General features: G+C 49.7%; 5 protein-coding genes. 1 reads left to right on the top strand and 4 read right to left on the bottom strand.

Annotated elements, in window-relative coordinates; all coding sequences use genetic code 11:
• The coding region (locus C6Y40_RS23830; RefSeq protein WP_146129467.1) for an IS1595 family transposase at positions 1-306 on the top strand (306 nt) is incomplete at its 5' end.
• A 51-nt stretch (positions 307-357) separates the two neighbouring features.
• Here the strand turns inward: C6Y40_RS23830 and C6Y40_RS23825 are convergent.
• From C6Y40_RS23825 to C6Y40_RS23810, 4 genes are all read right to left on the bottom strand, one after another.
• Complete coding sequence (locus C6Y40_RS23825; RefSeq protein WP_105936885.1) at positions 358-750, bottom strand: carboxymuconolactone decarboxylase family protein; 393 nt, start codon at positions 748-750, stop codon at positions 358-360.
• Complete coding sequence (locus C6Y40_RS23820; RefSeq protein WP_105936884.1) at positions 747-2,165, bottom strand: MATE family efflux transporter; 1,419 nt, start codon at positions 2,163-2,165, stop codon at positions 747-749. The genes C6Y40_RS23825 and C6Y40_RS23820 overlap by 4 nt, the downstream gene beginning before the upstream one ends.
• Positions 2,149-2,724, bottom strand: a complete 576-nt coding sequence (locus tag C6Y40_RS23815; protein ID WP_105936883.1) for a DUF2239 family protein — start codon at positions 2,722-2,724, stop codon at positions 2,149-2,151. Before C6Y40_RS23815 ends, C6Y40_RS23820 begins: the two co-directional genes overlap by 17 nt.
• 159 nt (positions 2,725-2,883) lie before the next feature.
• A partial coding sequence (locus tag C6Y40_RS23810; RefSeq protein ID WP_105936882.1) for an IS4 family transposase occupies positions 2,884-3,816 on the bottom strand: 933 nt, incomplete at its 5' end.

Here is a 3,816-nt window from a genome sequence, read left to right as displayed (position 1 = left end):
AAATTAGAGAAAGACAGTGTGTTGTGTAGTGATGGCTATAAGCCCTACATAGCTCTTTCTGAGAAAAATGATTTAATACACAAGCGCTTAGATGTGGCAGGAGGAATTAAGGTGATAGATAAAGTCTTTCACATTCAAAATGTTAACGCCTATCACAGCCGTCTGAAAGCGTGGATAAAACGGTTTCACGGAGTAGCCACAAAATACTTGGAACACTACCTAGGTTGGTTCAGGTTTATGGATACTCCAGAAAACCTTAACGAAAACAGGCTCTTTTCGATTCAACAACAGTTAATCCGAACATAGCCTTAGCAAAATTAAAATTGGTTCCCAGCCCGTTCAACTGACAAATTTCAACTAGTCGTTTTCAGCCTGCCAGGCCAGAATAGCTTCCTCGGCAGCGCGAAAGGCCTCAATCCCGGCGGGCATGCCGCAGTACACGGCTGAGTGCAGCAGGACTTCCTGAATTTCTGCCACGCTGCAGCCATTGCGCAACGCACCTCTTACGTGACCTTTAAGCTCGGTAGAGGCTTTCAGCGCAGCCAGGGTGGCAATGGTCACCAGGCTGCGGGTTTGCTTATTAATGCCGTCGCGCACCCAGGTTTCACCCCAGGCGTTACGGATCACCATATCCTGCAGTGGCTGGCTGAATTCGGAGGCGTTATTCATGGCCCGGTTAACATGGGCATCGCCCATTACCTCACGGCGTATTTTCAGCCCCTGCTGATAAGTGTCATTGTCTTTGCTCATATCGCCTCCGGCTTGATAGTTTGTGGCTCAGGTTGATTTACTGCATACAATAAACCAAAGCGATGGTTACCCTGTATAGCACGTTGGTACAATATGCCACCGGTGAGCAACAGGGCAAGAAACTCAGCCGCTGGCCCGGCATACCAGATCCCCCATTCTCCCCACATTAACGGCAATACAAAAATTAAGGGCAGGGCAAACAAATAGGTTTTGGCAATACTTAATATGCCCGCCCGTCTGGCATCACCGATACTTTGAAAATAAAAGCTGATCAGCATTAACGGGCCCAGTAGAAATAGCGCAAGGCTTACCACCGGCAACAATCTGGCTATTTCACTGATGACCGCAGGGTCGTTAACAAATAGCAGGCCAATATCGGCGCGCAGCCACCACAACAACGCTTCGGTTACCAAGCCGTAAAGCAGGGCAACACCCACGGCAATACACAAGCTGCGATTAGAGCGCTGATATTGCTCGGCGCCAACGTTGTTGCCCACAATACTTTGCATGGCCAGGCCCAGCCCCAGTAATGGCAAATAAATAAAGGTCATTACCCGGGTGATCACGCCATAGGCGCTAACTGTAACTTCGTAGCTGTCAGGCAGCCATTGCTGCAAACTAAACAGAATCGCCCCCGACGTGAGTGCCACGCCTACGTAGGTCAGGCTTGATGGCGCGCCCAGTGACAAAAACTCGCGCCATCGGCTGCGCACCAGCGTTAAAGCAAATAGTGGTAGCCCGAGACGATTTTTGTGGCTGCGACGAAAACCCCACACCGCACACAGCGCGATGATTTGCGCCGCAATGGTGCCATAGGAAGAACCCGCCACACCCAGTTCGAGCAGCACGATAAACACGTAATTCATCACGCCGTTACCTACGGTGGTTAGCAGCGAAACCAATGCGATAAAACCAATATGCCCCTCACTACGCAGACTGTCTGAGGCAACCCCCAGCCAGAATATCAGCGGCGCACCGAACATGATGATACGCATGTAGGTAAAACTCATTGCTGCCTGCGCCTGATTACCGTTGTTACTGGCCAACGCCAATGCCTGACCAGTCAGGCTGAATGCTGTCAGCAGGATAACGCTGATCACCAGCGCCAGGGTAAGTGCCTGAGCATAAGCGTTGCGTGCTTCATCGTGCTTGCCGGCACCACTCAGGCGGGCCATTACACTGGCAAAACCGCTGGCAATCCAGGTCGACAATGCAATCAGTACCATAAATAATGGAAACATCGCGGTCACCGCTGCCAACGCATCGGCTCCCACAAAGACACCGATAAAATAAGCATCCACCAGATTAAGCGAACCACTCACCACCATCATCAGAATAATCGGCAGCGCGGTTTTCAAAAACACCCGCGTTAACGGCGGGCTAACGTAGGGGTTGTGGCTAGTTTGTTCCGTCATGGGAGTCATTTCCTATGCTGAGCAAGCGGTTAAACTTGTCCTGATATATTGTCTGCAGCGCCTCGGGCCAATTGCCTATCGCCTGCGAAAAAGCCGCTTCGTCGAGGCGATATAGCGCCCGGGAGGCCGCTTCAAATCCGGCTTCATCCTCAAAAACACGCATCATGCTGTAAAGTTGATCCTGCTTAATGCGTCGCTCCTGCGCTGGTGTCATGTTACTCATGGCCGAATCAATCAGGCGGCGCAACGTCGTAGAGGCGCCCCCTCGTTGTACCGACAACCACTCCCAGTGCTCAGGGAGTAAGGTGACTTCTTTTGAGATCACGCCAAGCTTAGGACGCCCGCGTTTTTTAGCAGGCGGCACTAGTGCAGCAGGCAGGCGCTTAATCACCTCTTCGGCATCGCCGCGCCAGTCGATGTCCACACGCTTACCATTGTCCAGTTTGTATAAATAAGGTTCGGCGTCGGGGAACTGCTTTAGAGCTTCGCGAATAACCGCTGGCAACTCACCCTGAGCGATCAGCGATTTATTGTGTATCGCGATATAGGTGCTACTCATGATTTTTATTTCCTGATTAATTTTACCGGGGTAAAAATAGCAAGCGCACAAATTTAAATCAATATTACCCGGGTAAAATTAGGGTGAAATCTGGCTGGAAAATACATGAGGCGCAAAAATAAAGGGGTCAGAGTCTGAGGGATCCCCACGAATTTAATTTCATGTGCCTGCGGCCCAGGCAGCGTCAACTATGGAGCTGTACCATTTGAGTGCAGCTTTCCACTGTCGCATAGTGAATCTTATTCGGCAAGCAATAGCTCTCAGACCGAGATAGTGGAATGACAGCACGCTTCTGGTGTCGGTATTAGCTTGGAAGCGCCGATGTTTATTCGAAGAGACGACTACCATACCCAATAAGATAGCAACCAGTGATGCTAACGTAGTCAGCAATATCAGTATTGTTAGTCGCTGCTTTTTAACGCTTTTGTTCTGTTCATATCCAAGTCCGAACTTAGTGCTTTTCATATCCCTAAAGCCTTCTTCAATCTGCATACGCTGCCGATAAATCGCCACAACTTGTTTTGATAAATGTCGGTGAGTTTTCAGTGATGTAGCTAACAACCAAGGGTCCTTTGCTCCTTGTGCATGGACTTTCGAGCGTTTTGAGGCCTTGTGTGTGCCATCCGGATTGGTGGCGTGACGCCCTTTGGCTTTTTGTTTAAACAAAACAAGTGTACAAGCAAAAGGGTTTCTTCTTACGATGTGGCTATTATCAAAACGCTTAGGTCGACAGGTTGCCTGGTCATAAAGATGGCGAATACACTGCCAGGTTTTCTCGCCGTCAATTGAGTACATATGCGGTTTTCGGATGCGACCGACAATGTCCCACCCTAGCGCTAGTACCTCCCTGAACCAGGGCGATTTATACCCTGCGTCAGTCACGATAATGGGTCGGCAATTTGAAGGTAACATGGCGTGTAACGTCTTTAAGAATGCCTTGTGGGTGGCGGGTTTCTCTTTGGTCTTGTTGCAGTGAACTTCTTGATAAAGTGTGACGGGTCTACCCTTTAAAGATATGGCCGCGCGTAAAAGAAAGTGCGCTTTATGGTCATCTAAATCTGACCAGTCGATTGAGATAACAGGGCGTGATGT

The sequence above is a fragment of the Marisediminitalea alba genome, assembly GCF_002993365.1.
Taxonomy (GTDB): domain Bacteria; phylum Pseudomonadota; class Gammaproteobacteria; order Enterobacterales; family Alteromonadaceae; genus Alteromonas; species Alteromonas alba.
The sequence above is the reverse complement of the archived record's forward strand: the minus strand, read 5'-3'. Positions and strand labels throughout refer to the sequence as shown.